Annotated in this window: 18 protein-coding genes; 8 read left to right on the top strand and 10 right to left on the bottom strand. The window is 68.1% G+C overall.

The window, feature by feature from the left end:
* Positions 1 to 123: 123 nt before the first annotated feature.
* Positions 124 to 1,119 carry an oxidoreductase gene (locus tag U3653_RS02055; RefSeq protein ID WP_195079524.1) on the bottom strand — a complete coding sequence of 332 codons (996 nt, stop codon included), beginning with the start codon at positions 1,117 to 1,119 and terminating at the stop codon, positions 124 to 126.
* A gap of 37 nt (positions 1,120 to 1,156) precedes the next feature.
* Positions 1,157 to 2,227 carry a DNA polymerase IV gene (locus tag U3653_RS02060; RefSeq protein ID WP_195079525.1) on the bottom strand — a complete coding sequence of 357 codons (1,071 nt, stop codon included), beginning with the start codon at positions 2,225 to 2,227 and terminating at the stop codon, positions 1,157 to 1,159.
* Between the two features lie 127 nt (positions 2,228 to 2,354).
* Here U3653_RS02060 and U3653_RS02065 point away from each other — a divergent pair, with 127 nt between their 5' ends.
* Both U3653_RS02065 and U3653_RS02070 read left to right on the top strand, forming a co-directional pair.
* Entirely contained in the window at positions 2,355 to 2,939 is a 585-nt protein-coding gene (locus U3653_RS02065) for a TetR/AcrR family transcriptional regulator (RefSeq protein ID WP_195079526.1), read from the top strand.
* Positions 2,936 to 3,385, top strand: a complete 450-nt coding sequence (locus U3653_RS02070; protein ID WP_195079527.1) for a PaaI family thioesterase — start codon at positions 2,936 to 2,938, stop codon at positions 3,383 to 3,385. Before U3653_RS02065 ends, U3653_RS02070 begins: the two co-directional genes overlap by 4 nt.
* Before the next feature lie 80 nt (positions 3,386 to 3,465).
* On the opposite strand, the gene lon is transcribed toward U3653_RS02070, so the two are convergent.
* The gene (gene lon, locus U3653_RS02075; protein WP_323124364.1) at positions 3,466 to 5,793 is read right to left on the bottom strand and encodes an endopeptidase La; all 2,328 of its coding nucleotides are present in this window, start codon (positions 5,791 to 5,793) and stop codon (positions 3,466 to 3,468) included.
* A gap of 260 nt (positions 5,794 to 6,053) precedes the next feature.
* Here lon and U3653_RS02080 point away from each other — a divergent pair, with 260 nt between their 5' ends.
* The 6 genes from U3653_RS02080 (at position 6,054) to U3653_RS02105 (ending at position 11,707) form a co-directional block, all read left to right on the top strand.
* Positions 6,054 to 7,409, top strand: coding sequence for a DUF445 domain-containing protein (locus tag U3653_RS02080; RefSeq protein WP_195079528.1), 1,356 nt, complete (start codon positions 6,054 to 6,056; stop codon positions 7,407 to 7,409).
* A 111-nt stretch (positions 7,410 to 7,520) separates the two neighbouring features.
* Positions 7,521 to 8,312: a TIGR03084 family metal-binding protein gene (locus U3653_RS02085; protein ID WP_195079529.1), complete on the top strand. Its 792-nt coding sequence runs from the start codon at positions 7,521 to 7,523 to the stop codon at positions 8,310 to 8,312.
* A 348-nt stretch (positions 8,313 to 8,660) separates the two neighbouring features.
* Positions 8,661 to 9,308: a hypothetical protein gene (locus U3653_RS02090; protein ID WP_195079530.1), complete on the top strand. Its 648-nt coding sequence runs from the start codon at positions 8,661 to 8,663 to the stop codon at positions 9,306 to 9,308.
* Between the two features lie 22 nt (positions 9,309 to 9,330).
* On the top strand, positions 9,331 to 10,515 hold the full coding sequence (gene lhgO / locus U3653_RS02095) for an L-2-hydroxyglutarate oxidase (protein ID WP_195079531.1): 1,185 nt from the start codon (positions 9,331 to 9,333) through the stop codon (positions 10,513 to 10,515).
* Positions 10,516 to 10,653: 138 nt separating this feature from the next.
* Positions 10,654 to 11,124 carry an SRPBCC family protein gene (locus U3653_RS02100; protein ID WP_195079532.1) on the top strand — a complete coding sequence of 157 codons (471 nt, stop codon included), beginning with the start codon at positions 10,654 to 10,656 and terminating at the stop codon, positions 11,122 to 11,124.
* A 10-nt stretch (positions 11,125 to 11,134) separates the two neighbouring features.
* Positions 11,135 to 11,707 carry a ribonuclease H family protein gene (locus tag U3653_RS02105; protein ID WP_195079533.1) on the top strand — a complete coding sequence of 191 codons (573 nt, stop codon included), beginning with the start codon at positions 11,135 to 11,137 and terminating at the stop codon, positions 11,705 to 11,707.
* Between the two features lie 76 nt (positions 11,708 to 11,783).
* On the opposite strand, the gene U3653_RS02110 is transcribed toward U3653_RS02105, so the two are convergent.
* From U3653_RS02110 to U3653_RS02140, 7 genes are all read right to left on the bottom strand, one after another.
* Positions 11,784 to 12,605, bottom strand: a complete 822-nt coding sequence (locus U3653_RS02110; protein WP_195079534.1) for a hypothetical protein — start codon at positions 12,603 to 12,605, stop codon at positions 11,784 to 11,786.
* A 132-nt stretch (positions 12,606 to 12,737) separates the two neighbouring features.
* Positions 12,738 to 13,916 carry an MlaD family protein gene (locus tag U3653_RS02115; protein ID WP_195079535.1) on the bottom strand — a complete coding sequence of 393 codons (1,179 nt, stop codon included), beginning with the start codon at positions 13,914 to 13,916 and terminating at the stop codon, positions 12,738 to 12,740.
* Positions 13,913 to 15,004 (bottom strand): MCE family protein, encoded by a 1,092-nt coding sequence (locus U3653_RS02120; RefSeq protein WP_195079536.1) that lies wholly within the window; start codon positions 15,002 to 15,004, stop codon positions 13,913 to 13,915. The genes U3653_RS02115 and U3653_RS02120 overlap by 4 nt, the downstream gene beginning before the upstream one ends.
* Before the next feature lie 8 nt (positions 15,005 to 15,012).
* Positions 15,013 to 16,122, bottom strand: coding sequence for an MlaD family protein (locus tag U3653_RS02125; RefSeq protein ID WP_195079537.1), 1,110 nt, complete (start codon positions 16,120 to 16,122; stop codon positions 15,013 to 15,015).
* Positions 16,119 to 17,117 carry an MCE family protein gene (locus tag U3653_RS02130; RefSeq protein WP_195079538.1) on the bottom strand — a complete coding sequence of 333 codons (999 nt, stop codon included), beginning with the start codon at positions 17,115 to 17,117 and terminating at the stop codon, positions 16,119 to 16,121. The genes U3653_RS02125 and U3653_RS02130 overlap by 4 nt, the downstream gene beginning before the upstream one ends.
* Positions 17,117 to 18,160: an MCE family protein gene (locus U3653_RS02135; RefSeq protein WP_195079539.1), complete on the bottom strand. Its 1,044-nt coding sequence runs from the start codon at positions 18,158 to 18,160 to the stop codon at positions 17,117 to 17,119. Before U3653_RS02135 ends, U3653_RS02130 begins: the two co-directional genes overlap by 1 nt.
* The gene (locus U3653_RS02140; RefSeq protein ID WP_195079540.1) at positions 18,157 to 19,641 is read right to left on the bottom strand and encodes an MCE family protein; all 1,485 of its coding nucleotides are present in this window, start codon (positions 19,639 to 19,641) and stop codon (positions 18,157 to 18,159) included. The genes U3653_RS02135 and U3653_RS02140 overlap by 4 nt, the downstream gene beginning before the upstream one ends.
* Between the last annotated feature and the right edge of the window lie 6 nt (positions 19,642 to 19,647).

Genomic DNA, 19,647 nt, shown 5'->3' on the forward strand with positions numbered 1-19,647 from the left:
GGCGAGGCCCTGCGGCTTCCCCCGCGCGGGGTCCGGTCGAGGTCAGCCGCAAGATCGGCGCGCCTGTCGCATCTGGGCGCGTCACCGCGCGACGCCGCTTGCGCCGGAGCCGAGGACCTTCGGTCAGAACTCATTCATGACGCCGAGCACGGTGCGCCCCCGATGGCTGCCGTCGCGGATGGAGTGCAGCACTTTCTCCACATCGGTGATCGGCGCGTAGTTCTGCAGCGCCGAAAGATGCTGCGGGCGTAGTTCTTTGCCGAGCTGTGCCCAGACCTCCCGACGGCGATCGATGGGCAGGTTGACCGAGTCGATGCCTTCGAGGGTGACGCCGCGCAGGATGAACGGCATCACCGTGGTGGGCAGCTCAGGTCCGCCGGTGAGCCCGCTCGCCGCGACCACGCCGCCGTAACCGATGGCGCTGAGCACGTAGGCCAGCGACGCGCCGCCGACGCTGTCCACGGCCGCGGCCCACCGCGCCTTGGTCAGCGGCCGCGGCTTGGCGTTCGGGTCCTCCGGCAACCTGCCGATCACCTCGTTCGCGCCGATCTCGCTGAGCAGATCGTTCGCGTCGGTCTTGCCCGTGGACGCGATGACCTCGAAGCCGAGGCCGGAGAGGATGTCGATGCTCACGCTGCCGACTCCGCCGGTCGCGCCGGTGACCAGCACCGGGCCCGCGTCCGGCATGAGGCCGCGATCGAGCAGGGCCTGCACGCTCAGGGCAGCGGTGAACCCGGCGGTGCCGAGCGCGGCGGCGTCGCGCAGGCTCAGCCCATCCAGCTTGACCACCCATTCGGCCGGCACCCTGGCGTATTCGGCGAAGCCGCCGTTGTGCGAAACGCCGATGTCGTAACCGTGTGCGATCACCTGGTCACCCGGCGCGAAATCGTCGTCGGCGGACTCGACCACCTCACCGACGAGATCGATGCCGGGGACGATCGGGTAGTCGCGCACCACACCGCCGCCCTTGGTGATCGCCAGACCGTCCTTGTAGTTCGCGCTCGAGTAGTGCACCTTGATCGTCACGTCACCCGGCCCGAGGAAATCCTCGCCGACCTGCTGCCGGGTCAGGACGATCCCGCTATCCGATTCGTGTGCCACCATCGCCCAGAACTCCATGCGGACGAGCATACGAGCGTAGGGACGGGTCCGGGAGCTACTGCGGCAGGAGTTCCAGCCGCACGCCGAGCAGACGAACCGGGCGGTCGAGGTCGAACCGTTCGACGATGCGCAGCGCCGTCTCGGCGATTCGCGCGACGTCGATGGTCGGTTCGGGCAATTTCTCCTGTTTGCTGCGGGTGTAGAAGGTGTTCGTGCGCACCGTCACCGAAACGCGGGTGCCGATCCGGCCCGCCGCGGCCATCTCCTCGGCGACCTCGGTGGCCAGCCGCGCGACCTGGGCGCGGATCTCGCCGGGATCGGTCAGATCGTGCGGGAAGGTCTCGGATTTGCTGCGCCCGATCGGGATTCGCGGTTCGGTCGTGACGTCCGTATCTCCTTTGCCGTGGCCGAGCACCCAGAGATACGGACCGGTGTTCGGCCCGAATTCGGCGGCCAGGCGATGCCGGTCCGCCGCCATCAGCTCGCCGACAGTCCGAATGCCGAGTTCGGCGAGCCGGGCGGCGATGCGGCTGCCGATGCCCCACAACGCGTCGGTCGGGCGGTGGGCCATGACCTCGGTCCAGTTCGCGGCCGTGAGCCGGAAGACGCCCGCGGCGGCGCCCGCGCCGGCGGCGGGCTCGGCCGAGGACTTGCCCGCCGACTTGGCGAAGCCGGTCGCGAGCTTGGCGGTGAGCTTGTTGTCCCCGATGCCGATCGAGCAGGTCAGCTCGAGTCCGGCGATGGCGTCGCGCACCTGCCGCGCGAGGGCTTCCGGATCGTCGGTGTCGGCGGCGAGGAACGCCTCGTCCCAGCCCCACACCTCGACCCGTCCCGGAAACGTCCGCAACAGGGCCATGACTTCGTCGGAAGCGTCCTCGTATGCGGCCATGTCCAAGGGGAGGAACACGCCGTCGGGACACTTGCGCTGGGCGCTGCGCAGCGGCATCCCGGCCCGCACGCCGAACGCGCGCGCCGGATAGGACGCGCAGGTCACCACCTTGCGCGGCTCGCTGGGATCGCCATTGCCGCCGACGATGACCGGCAGTCCCCGCAGTTCCGGGTGACGGCGGAACTCCACCGCCGCCTGGAACTGATCGAGGTCGACGTGCAACAGCCATCTGGCCACATGCCGTTCTTACCGCAGGGGTGCGACACACCGGTCTGGATTGCGCCGATCGCCCGCCGACCGGCAGCACCGCGCCCTCGCGCACCCTGCCATTGCGAGGCCGCAAAAACAGAACTAAATTCTGGTCATGAAGATTCGAGATCGGTTGCTCTTGGCGGCCGAGCGCCAGTTCGCCGAGCACGGCGCCCTCGACGCGACGCTGACGCAGATCCGCGCCGCGGCGGGCGCCAGCGTCGGCGCGCTGTATCACCATTTCCCGGACAAGTCCGACCTGTACCGGCAGGTCTGGGCCAACGCGCTGGCGGACTATCAGGAGCATTTCTGGGCGGTGGTCGGTGACAGCGCCGACGCGCGCGAAGGCGTCGTCGCCGGCGTGCACGAGCACTTGCGCTGGGTGAGCGAGAATCAATACCGCGCCACCGTGCTCACCGCGGCGCGGCCGCCAGGGGTGCGCGAGAGCGAGGGCAATCGCCGCTTCATGTCCGACGTGACTCGGTGGTGGCGCACGCACGCTGGGTACGGGGCGGTGCGGGATCTTCCGATCGACCTTGTCTACGCGCTGTGGCTCGGCCCGGCGCAGGAATACACGCGCCAGTGGCTCGGCGGGGAAATGCGCCTCGCCCCCGATCGAGTCGCGGGGGAACTCGCGGATGCCGCCTGGCTCGCCCTCGCCGCCGACCGCCCCAGAGCCGCGAAAGAGATGTCCCGATGACGACCACCATGACCCTCGACCTCGACAGCGCCAAGAAGATACTGGCCGCACAGCCCTTCGCGAGCCTGGTCGGCACCGAGATCACCGCGTTCGGCGACGGCGCCGCGACCCTGGTCATCCCATTGCGCCCGGAATTGACCCAGCAGTTCGGCTATGTGCACGGCGGCGTGCTGGCGTACGCGGCCGACAACGCCCTCACCTTCGCCGCGGGAACGGTGCTCGGCGCGAACGTGCTCACCGGCGGCGTCACCATCACCTACCTGCGTCCCGCCGCGGGCGAACGATTGCGCATCGAGGCAACTGTCACGGGGGCGACGCGCCGCCAAGCGGTGGCCCACTGCGAGATCTACGCGGAAAGCCGTGACCGCGAACCGATCCTGTGCGCGGTGGGCCAAGGCACGACGCGGCTCGCGGAAACCGACCTGACCGGCACGAACGGCTCGTAACCTCGCATCGAGCGACGGCCCTTTCGCAATACGAAAGGCCGGGCACGGAATCGTTCCCGTGCCCGGCCCGTCAGCCCAGGTCAGGCAGTCGCCGCGAAGGCGGGCCCCAACGCGGGCTCGGCCACCGGCTCGATCGCGTAGGCCAGGATGTCGGCCACATCGGCGACCGGCCGGACGTCCAGCGCGGCCAGCACCTCCGCCGGTACGTCGTCCAGGTCCGGCTCGTTGCGCGCCGGGATGAACACCGTCTTCAATCCGGCCCGCTGGGCGGCGAGCAGCTTCTGCTTGACGCCGCCGATCGGCAGCACCCGGCCGTTCAGCGTGACCTCACCGGTCATGCCGACGTCCGATCGCACCTGACGGCCCAGCGCCAGCGACACCAGGGCGGTGACCATCGTGACGCCCGCCGACGGTCCGTCCTTGGGCACGGCGCCCGCAGGGAAGTGGATGTGGATATTGCGATCCAGCACCGACGGCTCGATGCCGATCTCCTCCAGGTGCGAACGCACGTAGGTCAACGCGATCTGCGCCGACTCCTTCATCACGTCGCCGAGCTGGCCGGTGAGCGTCAGCGAGCGCTCGCCCTCGGCGGCGTTCGCCTCGATGTAGAGGACGTCGCCGCCCGCGCCGGTCACGGCCAAGCCGGTGGCCACACCGGGAACGGCCGTGCGTTCCACCGAGTCCGGGGTGAAGCGAGGACGACCCAGGTAATCCTTCAAGTCGTCCAGACCGATCGTCAGGGCCCCCGCGCCGACCTTCTCCTCGTAACCCAGTTCGGGGTCGTACCCCGATCCGGCCTCGCGCTCCGACAGCCGCGTGGCCGCCTTGCGCAGCGCTTTGGCGATCAGCCGCTCCATCTGCCTGACCCCGGCCTCCCTGGTGTAGTTGGCGGCGATCTCGCGCAGCGCCTCCTCGGTCACCGACACCTCGTCGGCGGTCAGGGCGTTGCGCTCCAGCTGCCGCGGCACCAGGAAGTCGCGCGCGATGGCCACCTTGTCGTCCTCGGTGTAGCCGTCGACGGTGATCAGCTCCATCCGGTCCAGCAGCGGGCCGGGGATGGTCTCCATGACGTTCGCCGTGGCGATGAACAGCACGTCGGACAGGTCCAGGTCGAGATCCAGGTAGTGGTCGCGGAACGTGTGGTTCTGCGCCGGGTCGAGCACCTCGAGCAGGGCGGCCGCAGGGTCGCCGCGGAAGTCGGAGCCGACCTTGTCGATCTCGTCCAGCAGGACGACCGGGTTCATCGAACCGGCTTCCTTCATGGCCCGCACGATCCGGCCGGGCATGGCGCCGACGTAGGTGCGGCGGTGCCCGCGGATCTCGGCCTCGTCGCGCACGCCGCCAAGAGCCACGCGGACGAACTCGCGGCCGAGAGCGCGCGCCACGGACTCGCCCAGCGAGGTCTTGCCTACACCGGGCGGGCCGACCAGCACCAGCACCGCGCCGGACCCGCGTCCGCCGACGACCTCAAGGCCGCGGGCGGCCCGGCGTGCGCGGACGGCCAGGTACTCGACCATGCGGTCCTTGACCTCTTCCAGGCCGTGGTGGTCGGCGTCCAGCACCGCGCGAGCGGCCGAGACGTCGGTGCTGTCGGTGGTCTTCACCGTCCACGGCAGCTCGAGCACGGTGTCCAGCCAGGTCCGGATCCAGCCGGATTCCGGGCTCTGATCGCTGGCTCGCTCCAGCCTGCCGACCTCGCGCAGCGCCGCCTCGCGCACGGTGTCGGGCAGATCGGCTTGCTCGACGCGGGTGCGGTAGTCGTCGGCGCCGTCCGGCTCGTCCTCGCCGAGTTCCTTGCGGATGGCGTTGAGCTGCTGGCGCAGCAGGAATTCGCGCTGGCTCTTCTCCATGCCCTCGCGCACGTCTTCGCTGATCTTCTCGCTGATCTCGGCCTCGGCGATGTGCGCCTTGGTCCACTCGATCAGGGTGGTGAGTCGCTCGGCCACGTCGGGGGTCTCGAGCAGTTCGCGCTTCTGCTCGGAAGTCAGGTACGGGGCGTAGCCCGCGGTGTCGGCGATGGCCGACGGATCGGTCAGCTGATTGACCGCGTCGATGATCTGCCAGGCCTCACGGCGTTGCAGCACCGAGACGACCAGCTTCTTGTATTCCGCGGCCAGTTCCTTGGTGCGGCCGTCGGCGGCGGGCGTCTCGACCGGCTCGGCCTCGACCCACAGCGCGGCGCCGGGACCGGTGACCCCGTGCCCGATCTTGGCGCGCCGTTCGGCCTTGAGGACGGCGGCAGGAGCGCCGCCGCGCATCCGGCCGACCTGTTCGATGGTGGCGACCACACCGTAGGTGGCGTAGCCCTCGGTCAGCCGCGGCGCGAGCAGCACGGCGTCGGTCTTGGCGGCGCGCGCGGCGTCGATCGCGGCCTGCGCGGATTCGTCCAGTTCGATGGGCACGACCATGCCCGGCAGCACGATCGGATCGGTGAGGAACAGCACCGGCAGGTTCTGTGGTGTAGTCACGTTCTTCGACCCTTCCAAAAGTTGAGCGATGCCTACTCAACCCCGGGGCGAGTGGGTTTGTTCCGCCCCGACCGGTCCGTTCGCTGACGGCGAAGTCGCGGCCGGCTTCGCGTTGACACCCCGTCCAAGGCAATGAGAACGTTGTGACCTTGGTATCTCATACCGGCGGTACCGCCGGATCGGCTTAGGGAGTCCCATCGATGTCGTCGCTCGCCGCTGGCGTGTTCATCGACTGGGAAAGCCTGACCGGGCAGCCGAAGTTCGTGGTCGACCTGATCACGTTCCCGATCTTCAGCGCGCTGGCGGGATGGCTGACCAACTGGACCGGCGTGCTGATGCTGTTCTGGCCGATCGTCTTTCGCGGCATCCGCATCCCCGGTCTGCACGTGCTCTACCCGTATTTCCCGCGCCGGGTGCAAGTGCTGCCGACCTTCTCCGGTGACGGCCGCCGCCTCGGATTTCAGGGCTTCATCCCGGCGCGCGCGGAGAAGATGGCCAGCATCTGCGTGGACAAGGCCCTGATGCGGATCGGCAGTCCCAAGGACTTCATCCACGAACTCGATCTCGACGGCATCGCCGACTACATCGCGGTGCTGGCGCGCGAGCAGGTGCGCCCACTGGTGGACGAGCTGATGTACCGGGAGAACCCCGACCTGTGGCGTACGGTGCCGCGCGCGGCCAAGCAATTGATCTACCAGCGGGTGGATCGGGAACTGCCCGCGCTGTCGCGCCGCGCGTTCGCGTCGCTCGGCGACAACGTCGACCAGTTGATCGGCATCAAGGGCTTCGTGATCCGCTATCTGCAGGACAACCCGGCCATCCTCAAGGACCTGACCACCACCATCGCGGCGCCCGAACTGCGCTTCATGGTGCGCATCGGCTTGCTCGGCGCGCCCTTCGGCGTGCTGCTGGCTCTGTACCTGCATGTGCACCAGCAGATTCCGGTGCTCGGCTGGGTACCCGGGTGGGTGATCGTCCTGCTCGTCTCGGCGGCGATCGGCGTGATCGTGAACGTCATCGCGGTGAAGATGGTGTTCGAGCCGGGCGACCCGCAACCGAGGTACAAGTACCTGTGGAAGCAAGCGCTGCTGGCGAAACGGCAGCCGCAGGCGGCGACCGATCTGGCGCACATCCTGGCCTACCAGGTGCTGACGCTGCCGAATCTGTCCAAGGAGCTGCTCGACGGCCCGAACGGGGACAAGACCAGGCAGTTGCTGGAACGCTTGATCGCCGACGAGATCAACCGTCAGCTCGGGCCGACCACCACACTGGTGCGGGCGGCGCTGGGGCGTCGTCAGTTCGACAACCTCACCGTCGGCGCGGCGGGCGCCGCCGTCGGCTTGGCGCCGACCCTCGTCGAGGACGAAGAGTTCACCCGGGAGCAGGCCAAGACCATCGATGAGTTCGCCGCGCGTAAGCTGCGGCGGCTCACTCCGGGGGAGTTCATGGAGATGTTCTACGCGTCCGTCGAGCAGGACGCCTGGCTGCTGTATCTGCACGGCGCGGTGCTCGGCCTCGTCGTCGGAGCCGCCCACCTGCTCCTTTTCGGCTGGTAACGGGCCCGTCGTCCCCGAGATAAAACAAGCATGCTTGCCTTTTTTTGGGCTCGCTGCGATGCTGGACCACGGTGGCGCACGAGGCGGTGGGCCCGGACGGCAGGGGCACAGATGGCTGACCTAGAGGCTTTGCTCGGCGATTTCGCCGACGAATGCGCGGACCTGGAACGACTCGTCGCCCCGCTGGCGCCCGAGGAATGGGCCCGCGCCACACCCGCGCCCGGCTGGACCATCGCTCATCAGATCGGGCACCTGGCCTGGACCGACGAGATCGCGACGATCGCCACCGCGGACGCAGCCCGCTTCCAGCAGTTGCTGACCGAGGCCGGGCCGCGCGCGCTCACCTTCGTCGACGAGGCCGCGGAGAAGGCCGCGACCGAACCGCCCGCCGAGCTGCTCGACCGCTGGCGGCGTGGGCGCGCCTCGCTCGCCGCCGCGCTGCGCGCCGTGCCCGCCGGCGCCAAACTGCCGTGGTTCGGCCCGCCCATGAGCGCCGCGTCGATGATCTCCGCCCGCATCATGGAGACCTGGGCGCACGGACAGGACGTGGCCGATGCGATCGGGGTGCGCCGCTCGCCCACGGCGCGACTGCGCACCGTGGCCCATATCGGCGTGCGCACCAGGAACTTCGCCTACACCGTGCACGGAAAGAACCCGCCCGCAGCGGATTTCCGGGTGGAGCTCACCGCGCCGGATCGCACCATCTGGTCCTGGGGACCGGAGGACGCCGAACAGCGGGTGACCGGACCGGCGCTCGACTTCTGCCTGCTGGTGACCCAGCGCCGCCATCCGGACGACCTGGCACTCGTCGCGTACGGCGAGGACGCCGCGGAATGGCTCACCATCGCACAGGCTTTCGCGGGTCCGTCGGGCGAGGGAAGGACGGCGGGCCAGTTCACCTGACCCGCCCACACCCGACCCGATCGACGATGATGCGGGAGCGGGCGAGCGCCACACTTGGGTGCGCCGTGTTCATGTCGACGGCCGGACGCCGTTGGCCGGGTGTCTCGAGGTGGCAGTCGAGAATGGCGCTCGCCAGCTATCCGATATTTACCCGCCCGTGCGCTCCCGGAAACATCCGCGCAAGACAGACCGGGGCGCGTCGGCTCGTGCCCCCGCCCGCGCCCTTTGTGATCCTGCTCTCTCCGATGCGGTATGCCCCACGACCGCACAGGTAATCTGGTCGCGCGTACAGCTTTCCACGGTGCTGGTCGCCTGTGGGGAGCGGCGTCGCAGGGAAAGGAGCGCATCGTGACAGCACACCGGCCTGCCCAGGTCGCACGGCATGCCGCCGTCGTGCTCGCCGGTGCGGCCAGCCTGAGCCTGACCGTCGCGGCGGGCGCGTACATCGTCCACCAGATCGCCGATACGCAGCGCCCCGATACTCCGATCGCCGCGCCGGTCACCCCGGCCGCCCCGGATGAGCCCCGCCACGGACACGGCAGGGACTTCGATCCCGTGCTGACCGGCAACAGTTTCGTCTTGTCCGCAACGGTTTCCGAGTCCCATGTCGCCGAGCCGGAACAGGTTGAGCAGCAAGCTGCTTCGCTTACCACACCTCCTGCCCGCACCCCGGTGGGCGGTACGGTCCGGATCGGCGACGCCTACGTCGGGGCGCGAGTCGCGGAGGGCGAGGCCGACACGGTCTCGGTCACCGTGGACACGAATGCCTTGACCATGCTCACGGGTCTGCTGCACTCCGATTCCAGGCCGGAGCCGAATGCGGGCAACGTGACCACGATGCGCACCGATCTCGATACCCAGCGGGGCGAAGTGCGAGTGGCGTTCTCCGACCCGAGTCTGGGCGAGCACGGCGTTCAGCTGGATCGTCACCCCGCCCCGAAGGGAACCGACGAGCGCGCGCCCGCGCGCGGTGCGGCGGATTCCACCGTGGTGTGACCCACCGCTTACCCTGCTCGGCATGAGCGCCTACGACTTCTGCGTCATCGGCGGCGGCATCGTCGGAGTGGCGACCGCGCACCGGATCCTGGCGCGCCATCCCGGTGCCAGCCTGGTGCTGCTGGAGAAAGCAGAGCGCCTTGCCGTCCATCAAACCGGGCACAACAGCGGCGTCATCCACTCCGGCATCTACTACCCGCCGGACAGCCTGAAAGCCAGGCTGTGCCGCCGTGGTGCGCGCTGGACCAAGGAGTTCGCGGCGGCACACGATATTCCACACCGGGTCTGCGGCAAGTTGCTGGTCGCCACAGACGACGCCGAGTACACGCGCATGCTCGCACTGCACGAGCGATCCGTCGTCAACGGGGTGGATGTCGAGCTGATCGACGCCGCCGAACTCGCGCGGCGAGAACCGAACGTCACCGGTGTCGGCGCGCTCTTCGTCCCGGACACCGGTATCGTCGACTTCACCGCGGTGACCGAAGCGCTGGCCGGGGAAGTGCGCAGCGCCGGAGGCGAATTCGTGTTCGGCGCCGAGGTCGCGACGCTCACCGAGACATCGGACGCCGTGACCGCCGCCGGACCGGCCGGCTCGTGGACGGCGCGTCGCCTGGTGGTCTGCGCGGGGCTGCAAGCCGACCGGATGGCACGGGCGGCCGGACTGCGCACCGACTTTCGCATCGTTCCCTTCCGCGGGGAGTACTACCAGCTGCCGCAGGAACGCAACGGCCTGGTCAGCACGTTGATCTATCCGATTCCCGATCCCGAATTACCTTTCCTCGGCGTGCATCTGAGCCCGACCATCGACGGAACGCTCACCGTCGGCCCGAACGCGGTGCTCGGCCTGTCCAGGGAGGGCTACCGCAAAGGCAGCGTCGACTTGCGCGACGCACGAGAAGTGCTCGGCTTCAGCGGCTTCCACCGCGTCGCCAAGGCGAATGTGCGCACGGGACTGCGTGAGCTGCGCAATTCGCTGTTCAAGCGGGGATACCTGGCACAGTGCCGCCGCTACTGCCCGGAGCTGACCCTCGCCGATCTGCTTCCCCGGGAAGCCGGAATTCGCGCACAGGCGGTCTTGCGCGACGGCACCTTGGCGCACGATTTCCTGATCGAACGCACCGAGCGCTCGGTGCATCTGCTCAATGCCCCCTCACCTGCGGCGACCTCGGCCATGCCGATCGCGGAGCACATCGTCGATCAGCTCTGAACAGGCGTGCGAGGCCGGTTCTCCCAAGCAACCACTCGGTCGCAATCTTGCGATTGCATGCACCAAATCGCCCAGAGCTCTCGAATAAAGAGGACAGCTGTAGTACTTTTGACGCCAGTCGTGGGACAGGGAGGGCCTATGGGCCACATCAAGTACGCGAGTGACGTCGGAGCGCCTGTCGAGGTCGCTTTCAACTACACCGACAACCATCTCTTCGTACCGGATTGGATGTTCGGCATCGCGGACTTCGTACCGACCGGCGACCGGGACCGCGGGCTCGGCGCGGTGTTCGCCGTCAGCAGCCGCCTCGCGCTCTGGCAACCGACCACCACCTGTGAGATCACCGAATACCGCCCCAACGCGGTGATCGGGTACACCCTGCGCGGGCGTTTCTCCGGCACGCTGCGGCTGCGCTTCGACCCGCTCGGTTACGGACGCTCGGTGCTGACCTCGGAGGCGGAGTACAGTCCGCCTCGCGGGGCACTCGGGCGTCTGGGCGCAGGCTTGGTGGACGCCGCCGTGAAATCGGCGTTGCGGCGCACGGAGTCGCGGCTACGAAGGGAGATAGAAGAATTCCACGGTACCGATCTTGTCGGTCGGATTGCGTAGGGTGCCAGCCATGATCATCGTGAGCACCGACGGATCCTGCCTCCGCAATCCCGGCGGCGCCATCGGCTGGGCTTGGGTCAATCATCAGGGCTCTTCGGCGAGTGGGGGAGCCGCGTCGGGAACCAATCAGGTCGCGGAGTTGCGCGCGGTGCTGGAAGCGATCGTCGCCCATCCCGGATCCGAACCCCTGCTCATTGAGAGCGATTCGCTCTACGCCATCAAGTGCGCCTCGGAGTGGGTGTCGGGGTGGCGACTCAACGGCTGGCGCACCTCGACCGGTGGCGCGGTGAAGAACGTCGAACTCGTCCGGCAGATCGATCAGGCCATCGCGAGCAGGCCGGGCCCGGTCCGGTTCCGCTGGGTCCGCGGGCATGTCGGCAACTACTTCAACGAACAGGCCGATGCGCTGGCCGGAGAAGCGGCTCGGCAGGCCGCGGTCACCGCGGCTGTCGCCGAGGCGAACACCGTGGAAATGCTCGCGGTGACTGTGGAGGAAACGCCGACGGCGCCGGAAGCGCCGAAGGACAAGGCCGCGGGGAAGGCGGCCGCGCCGTCGGCGCCACAGGCTTTGACGCTGTTCTGATCGCGCGGCGAAGCGCCGCAGGCTGCCCGAATGACCTCCGGCGGTGGTGGCTCGGCCCACCGCCGGAGGCGCTCGGCTAGTTGCCCGGCTGCGGTGCGGGCTGACCAGACGGTGCGGGCTGCGGAGTGCCGCCCGGCGCCGGAGCACCGCCCGGTGCGGGAGCGCCAGGCAGGCCGGTGCCCGCGCCCTTCAGCATCGGCGAATCGAGCTTCTCGACCAGCCACTTGTCGCCCGACTTCGACAGCTGGGCGATCACCACGACGAACTGCCGCTCGGGGTTGGCCTGAGTGAAGTTGGTCCGGTACTGCGTGAGGGTCACCAGCACCTTGGCCGAGGTCTTGTCACCGGACTGGTAGCCGCACTGCACGTCGTCGACCCACGACTTGACCTGCGCCTGCACCATGGCGTCCTTGAGCGCCTTGGTCGCGTCGTCGAACTCCTTGAGGAACTCGCCCGAGGAGCCCGCCTTCACCGTGGCGAAGTAGTCGTCGAGGTTCTTGGAGTAGTCGTAGACCGAGACGTCCTTGCCGAATTCGCACGCGGCGTTGGTGGAGTCGCGGATCGCGTCGAGCTTGTCGCCGCGGTCCTTGCCCTGCAAGAAGAAGACCACCACCGCGGTGATCGCCGCGACCGCGAGCACGCCGGCCACGAACGCGGCCACCAGCGGAAGCGACGTGGACTTCGCGGGCCGCGCGGGTGCGTCCTTGCGGGACTCGCCCTTCGCTGTCTGTTGCTTCGCGCCTGCCTCGGCCTTGTCTGCCTTCTCCGCCTTGGACAGGTCGGGCGTCGCCGCGCCAGCGGCGTCCTGCGACTTCCCGGTCACCGCGTCGGTGTCCTGGTCGGAGGCGGCGGCCGTGGTCTCGGCGTCCTTGCCGGTCTCGGCGTCGTCGGTAGACATCGATAAAACCTGCACTTTCCCGGCGCGCGTCGGTGCGCACCGATTGGCTTCAGTGGTCCGCGACAGCGAACCTCGAGCGTTCCACCGGCGAGTATGCCCGGCCGGCGGGATGACCGCAGGGCCGGGTACGTCTCACCGCACCGGAGGCAGCGTCCGCTCGTTCGGATCCACACCCGGCGGCATGTGCGCGCCGTTGTTCGGCACGTCCGGCCGCGGAGCGTTGGCGGCGCCGCGGATCTGCTGACCCGGCGGCGGGTTCTCACAGTAGTTCCACTTCGGGATCGTGCCGTCCTGCACGACCTCGTTGCGGATCTTCGGGGTGTTGTAGGTGCAGAACGGCCGCGGCCAGATGTCGATCATCGCGTGGAACTCGCCGTCGTGCGCCGGAACGCCGAGCGCTTCGCCACCGACCGCGAGCGAGGGGAACAGCGCGCGCAGCGCGGGCAGCCGCAGCTGCGCCGCTTTCGTGATCGCCTGGAAATTGGTGGCCAGGCTGGTGATCGGATCGGCCGTCTTGTCCACCACCGCACCCAGGCTGGTGAGCTGGCCCGGCGCCTGCTCGAGCACTCGTTGCAGTTCCGCGTTGGCGTTGTTGAACTGCTCGAACAGCACGCCGGAGTTGCGGGTCAGCGTGGCCAGATCCGGTTGCGCCATGGACGTGGTGTTCGCGATGGTGCGCAAGTTGGTGATCAGGTTCGTGGTCTGCGGCAGCAGCGAGTCCAGGCCCGCCATCGCCAAGCTGATGCCGTTGACCAACCCGCGCAGCTGATCCGGGCCGCCGCTGAGCGCGATGTCCAGCTCGTTGAGGATGACCTGGAAGTGATCGGGGTTGATCTGGGCGATCAGGGCGCTGGCGTTGTCCAGCACCGACCACACCGGCGTGGGCGTGTGGATCTTGTCCGGATTGAACTTGATCACCGCGCCGTTGGCCAGATACGGCCCCTGCTCGGCGTTCGGCCGGAAGTCGATGTACTGCTCACCCGCACCGGACAGCGCCTGCACCGCGATCTGGGTGTCCACCGGGATCTTGTACTTCGACTCGATCTGCGCGGTGGCGGCGATGGACTGGCCGCGATCGGTCAGCTCGATCGAGGTCACCTTGCCGATGCGCCAGCCGCGTAACGTCACGTCGTTGCCGGGCTGCAGACCACCGGAGCGGTCCAGATTCACCGTGACCGTGTAGTCGGACCGCAGCGGGTTCACCCGCATGACGTTGATCATCAGGTACGCGGCGCCGACCAGCAGCACGAGCACAAGACCCAGGTTCGACAGGAAGATCTTGCTGCCGAACAGCTTGCGCGCGGAGGTCATCGCTGTCCTCCCGCCACTCGGCTCTGGACCAGTTGCAGCACCTGGATCAGGCTGCCCGCGAAGTCCTGCAGGTCGTTGAGGTCCTGGATCTTGCCGTGCTCCGGATCGGTGAGCGCGCTGATGTCCAGGTTCGTCGCGGTCGCGTAGACCGCGAAGCTGCTGCCGCGGAAGGTCGCGTCCACCTTCGGCCGGATCACCCGCAGCCGGTCCAGCAGGACGCCGAAGCCGTCACCGGTCTTGGCGATCGCGTCCATCAGCTGACGCGTGTTGTCCAGCAGTCCGTTCAGGGTCTCGGTCGAGGTGTTCGCGTAGTCGCCCAGGGCGGCGCTGGTGGTGGACAACTTGGTGAGCAGATCGCCCAGGGCCCGGTTGTTCTCGGCGATGGCGCCGATCATCTGCGGCAGCGTGTCGGCCACCTCGCCGAGTTCCGACCGCCTGCCCTCGATGGTGTTCGCGAGCGTGCTGAACTCGCCGAGCACGCTGTCCACCCGCGCGGAGTTGGCGTTCAGACTGCCGACGACGCCGGTCATCTCGGTGATCAGGTGAGCGAGCTGCTCGCCCCGGCCGCCGACGATGGAGTCCAGCTCCGAGCCGAGCTTGGAGAGGCTGGCGATGCCGCCGCCGTTGAACAGCATGGAGACCGAGATCAGCAACTGCTCGACGGTCGCGCCCGCGGAGGTGCTGTCGATGGTGAGGGTGTCGCCGTCGTGCAGCATCGCCGCCCCTGGCTCGGTCTTCGGCTTGGACACCGCGACGAACACGTCACCGAGGGGAGTGGCCTGCCGCAGCTCCGCCGTGCTGCCCTCGGGCAGCTCGATGTCCTTGCGGATGGTCAGGTCGACGATGGCCTGGAAGTTCTTGGTCTTGATGTCGGTGACCACCCCGACATCCGAACCGCCGATCTTCACCTTCGCCTGGTCGGGCAGGTTCAGCGCGTTCTCGAAGACCGCGTGGATGGTGTAGGTCTCCCCGCCCTGGCCCGGTTTCGGCAGCGGCAGCTTCTCCACGGTGAGCCCGCAGCCGGAGGTGACCGCCACACCGGCCACCGCGGCGACGGCGACCAGCGCCCTGCGTGCCTTGATCGTCATTCGGTACGTCATTTCGTCAGTCCGAGCAGTGCGGCGGTGAGCCCGTAGTCGGGTCCGAAGTCCTGCATGTTTCCGGTGCGGCAACCATCGGCCTTCATCTGGATGCGTTCGCAGAACAGGCTGACGATCTCACCCGACAGCGCGGTGCCGATCACCGCGTGCAACCGGACGTGCCCGTGCTCGCGGTCGATGATGTTGTCGACGTTCTGCATGACCATCGGCGCGAGGTCGGCGACCTCGGTGAGGCCGTAGGCGTTGTCGCGCAACTGCTGGGTCACGTTGGTCAGGCCGGACATCGTGCCGGACAGCTGATCCTGGTACTGCGTCAGCGTGGTGCTCGTGTTCCGCAGGAAGGCGAGCAGCTGATCCAGTGTGGCCTGCAAACCGGGAGCCTGTTCGGCGAGCAGGCCGGTCATCTGGGTCACCCGGTTGCTGAAATCGCGCACCGACTGGTCGTTCTCGGCCAGCATGGTGGTGAGGTCGTTCAGCTTGATGATGATGCTGGAGATCGCGTCCTTGTTGTCGACGCCGACCCTCAGCGCGCTGGACAGCGCGTTGAGGGTGTCGCGGATCTTCTCGCCGTTGCCGTTGAGCATCGGGTAGAGCACCCGGCCCGACAGCGGGCCGATGCCCTCCTGACCCGGCTCCGGCTTCAACGCGGCCGCGAACTGGTCGATGGTCCTGATCATCGTGTCCAGCTCGACCGGCGTCTTGGTGCGGGCCTTGGGCAGATGATCGCCGTCGGACAGGGTCGCGCCCCCGGTGTAGACCGGGGTGAGTTCGACGTGCCGGTCGGTCACGATGGACGGCGAGACGATCGCGGCGATGGCGTCTTTCGGGATCTTCACGTCCTTGTCGATGGACATGTGCACCTCGACCAGCGTGCCCTTCGGGACGATCTTGTCGACCTTGCCCACGTCGAGCCCGAGCACCGTGATCGGGTTGCCCTCGTAGATGCCCGCGATGTTGTCGAAGTCGGCGGTGATCTGCAGGGTGTTGCCCAACGCGTCGTTCACCGAACTCGGCAGCAGCGAGCAACTGCCTACCGTCAGTGCGGCGGCGCTGATCAGGACCGTCTTCGCGACGGCCGCCAGCGGAAAGCCCGTGCGGAATCTCATCCCTGGCACCCCTCGATGACTTGGGCGAAGCACAACCAGTTGTCCGGGAACAGCCACGGCAGGCCGACATCGCCGTACGGACCGCTGCCACCCCAGGAGTTCGCCAGGTAGCGCAGGGTCGGCGGCATGATCGACAGCATCCGGTCCAGGTTGTCCTTGTTCTTCTGCAGGCCCTCGGCCATGGTGTTCAGCTGCTGGATGGTCGGGCCGAGCTGATCGTTGTTCTCCGCGCCGATCGCCTCCAGCTGCTTGGTCAGCGTCGCGACGTTGTCCAGCAGCTGGCGCAGCAGCGCTTGGCGCTCCATCACCCGGTTGGCGATGGCCTCGCCCTGGGTGATCACCAGCAGGATGCTGTTGCGGTTGTCGCCGAGGATCTGGGTGACCCGGTCGAGGTCCTTCAGCAGGGTGTCGACCTCTGCCTTGCGGCTGTCGATCACCTTGGCCAGCGCGCCGACGCTGTCCAGCGCCTGGGCGGTGAGCTGGGGCGAGCCGTTCATCTGCTCGTTGATCAGGTTCAGCGAGTCGGCCAGCTTCTTGGTGTCGAGCGCTTCGAACTTCGGGGTGCCGACCTGCACCACGTCGGCCAGGTTGTACGGCACCGAGGTGTTGGAGACCGGAATCCGCTTGCTCTTCAGCCCCGAGCCGTCGCCCGGCTCGAGGTCGACGTACCGCGCGCCGAGCAGCGTGGCCATCTTGATCGACGCACGCGCGTCCGGGCCGAGTTTCACGTCGTCGCTGACGCTCAGCGTGAGCAGCACGTGACTGCCCTCGAGTTCGGCGCCGACCACCCGCCCGGAGGACACCCCGGCGATGTTCACCTTGTCGCCGACCCTGATGCCCGCGGCCTGCACGAATTCGGCCTTGATCGACTGCTCGCCGACGCCGATCAGCTTGTAGACGCTGGACACCAGCAGCAGCACCACGATGAGGGCGCCGCCGATGATGCCCAACCAGAAGTACCGGTTGCTGTCGAACCTGGACCTGAGTTTCGTCATCATGGGCGGCACACCGCCGAGTGCGAGGTGCCACCGATCTGGGAGAACAGACCGCGGGGGAACAGCACGCCGTAGAGCGACACGTCCAGGCCGCACAGGTAGGCGTTGGCGTAACCGCCCTCCGAGGTGTGCCTGCCCGCCGCCGACAAGACGTTCGGCAGGTCGATCGCGGCTTGATCGAGCTTGGCGCCGTTGTCCAGCAGCAGCGTCAGCGCCGCGCTGGTGGAGTTCTGCGCGTTGCGCAGGCTCGGCTGGATCCGGTCGAGCATGCCGACCACCGACGTGGTCGCGCTCGCGATCTGCTCGGTGGAGGCGAGCAACGACTGTCCTTGTTCGTACAGCCCGCCGATCAAGGCCCGGGTCTGGGTCACCAGGGTCTCCAATTCATCACCTCGTTTCGCCAACCCCGACATCACGCCCGACAGGTTGGTGATCACATCGGACAGGATCGCGTCCCTGCGCTGGAAGTCGGTGGCCAGCTGGGCGGCCTGGACGATGAACGCGCTCAGCGAGACGCCGTCACCCTGCAGTGCCTGGATGAACGTCTCCGACAGCCGGTTGACCTGCTCGGGCTGCAACACCTGGAACAGCGGCTGGAACCCGTTCAGCAGACCCGACACGTCGAACGACGGCTCGGTGCGATCGATCGGGATGGAACCGTTGTTCTTCAGCGGCGCCGGATTCGACGCCTTGCCCGGAGCCAGCGCCACGTACCGCTGACCGATCAGGTTCTGGTAGCGGACCAGCGCTTTGGTGTCGTTGTAGATCGTCTGGTCCCGCTGCACCACGAAGGTGACCTTGGCGACCGACTTCTTGAGGTTCGCGTCGCGGCCCAGCTCGATCTTCTCGACCTTGCCCACCCGGACGCCCGCCATGCGGACGTCGTCGCCCTCGTGCAGGCCGAGCACGTCGGAGAACGTGGCGGAGTAGGTGTAGGTGTCGCCGCTGACGATGCGCGCCAGCGTGTTCCACACCACCACCGTCACCAGGATCGATACGATGGCGAAGATGCTGAATCCGATCAGCGGCTTGCGAATGCTCATCGGCCGGCACCGTTGTCGGACACCTGCATGGTTCCGCCCTTCAGGATCGTGCTCAGCAGCAGGTATTCGGCTGTGGTCGGCTGGCGGCCGAGCAGCGCGGTGATCGCGGCGTCACCCCGGTAGGAGATCGGCGCCGCCGACGGGGCGCCCTCCGGCGCCGCGGCCGGAGCCGCGGGGGCCGGGGCCGGCGGGAGCAGGCCCGGCGGCAGCATCGGGAACAGGCCCTCGAGCGGGGTGCCCGCGAACGGGGCGGGGGCGCCGCCGGTCGGGGCGGCCGCCGTGGCGCGGTTCGGATCCGGGGTGGTGACGCCGGGGATCAGCGGCAGACCGGGCATCGGCACCACGGGAGGAAGTCCGGCGGCCGAGGCCAGCGCGCGCGGCTTCAACTGCTCCGGCAGCTCGCCGACATCGGCGACGGCGGGAGCGGTGTAGCAGCTCGGCCCGACCATGTCGCCGTAGCGCGGGCAGTCGGCCACGGTGTAGGGCCGGTACGGGGTGAGCGTGATGCCCGCGTCCCAGACCTGCTGCTTCTGCGGACCCCACTTGAAGGTGGTGTCCATCCGGCGCATGGTCTCGCTGAGGTTCAGCAGGCTCCTGGTGATCGCGTCCGGGTCCGCGGCGAGCGCGCCGAACATGTCGTTCGTGCCCGCGGTGACCTCGATGCCCACATTCGGGTTACGGGCGAACAGCCCGTTCACCGTGTCGATGGTTCCGCTGGTGCCGGTGATCAGCGAGACCAGCTCGCTGCGCCGGTCGGCGATGGTGCGCGCGGTCTGCACCGAGCTGCCGAGCACGTCGACCAGCTCGGGCGCGGACTGGTTGAGCGCGTTGAACGACGCGGAGAAGTCGCTGAGCAGCACACCGAGATCGGGAATCGACTCGTCGACGGCGAGCAGCCAGCGGTCCAGCCGCTCGACGGTGGAGCCGGGCATCCGGCCGCTGCCGTCCAGCGCCTGGGACAGGGTGCCGAGCACCCGGCCGAACTGCACAGGGTCGATCTTGTCGAGGATGTTGCGGACCGTGGTGAGCGTGTCCTGCAGCGCGATGGTGCCTTTGCTGCGGTCCTCCTCGATGACCGAGCCTTCGTGCAGGTACTGGTCGGCGGGACCATTGAAGACGAGTTCGACGGAGGTGACGGCGAACAGGTTGCTCGGCACCACGCGAGCGGTCACGTTGGCCGGGATGTCACCGGCGAACTCCGGCTTCATCTCGATCCTGACCTTCTGCAGCTCGCCCTTGGCCGCGACGTCGACGGTCTTCACCGCGCCGACGAGCACGCCGCGGAACTTGACGTCGGCCTGCTCGGGCAGACCGTCACCGGTGGTGGTCAGGTTCGCGGTGACGTTGACCTTCTCCTGGAAGTACCCCTTGTAGCGCAGCATCAGGACACTGAGCACCAACGCGAACACGACCAGACCGCACACGCCTGCGATGAGCAGCTGCCGCATCGTGGGCCCGCGCCCACTGGGATCAATGATCATGTGGTG

Origin of the sequence: Nocardia implantans, assembly GCF_035544775.1 — a bacterium.
In the GTDB taxonomy this organism is placed as follows: Bacteria; Actinomycetota; Actinomycetes; order Mycobacteriales; family Mycobacteriaceae; genus Nocardia; species Nocardia implantans.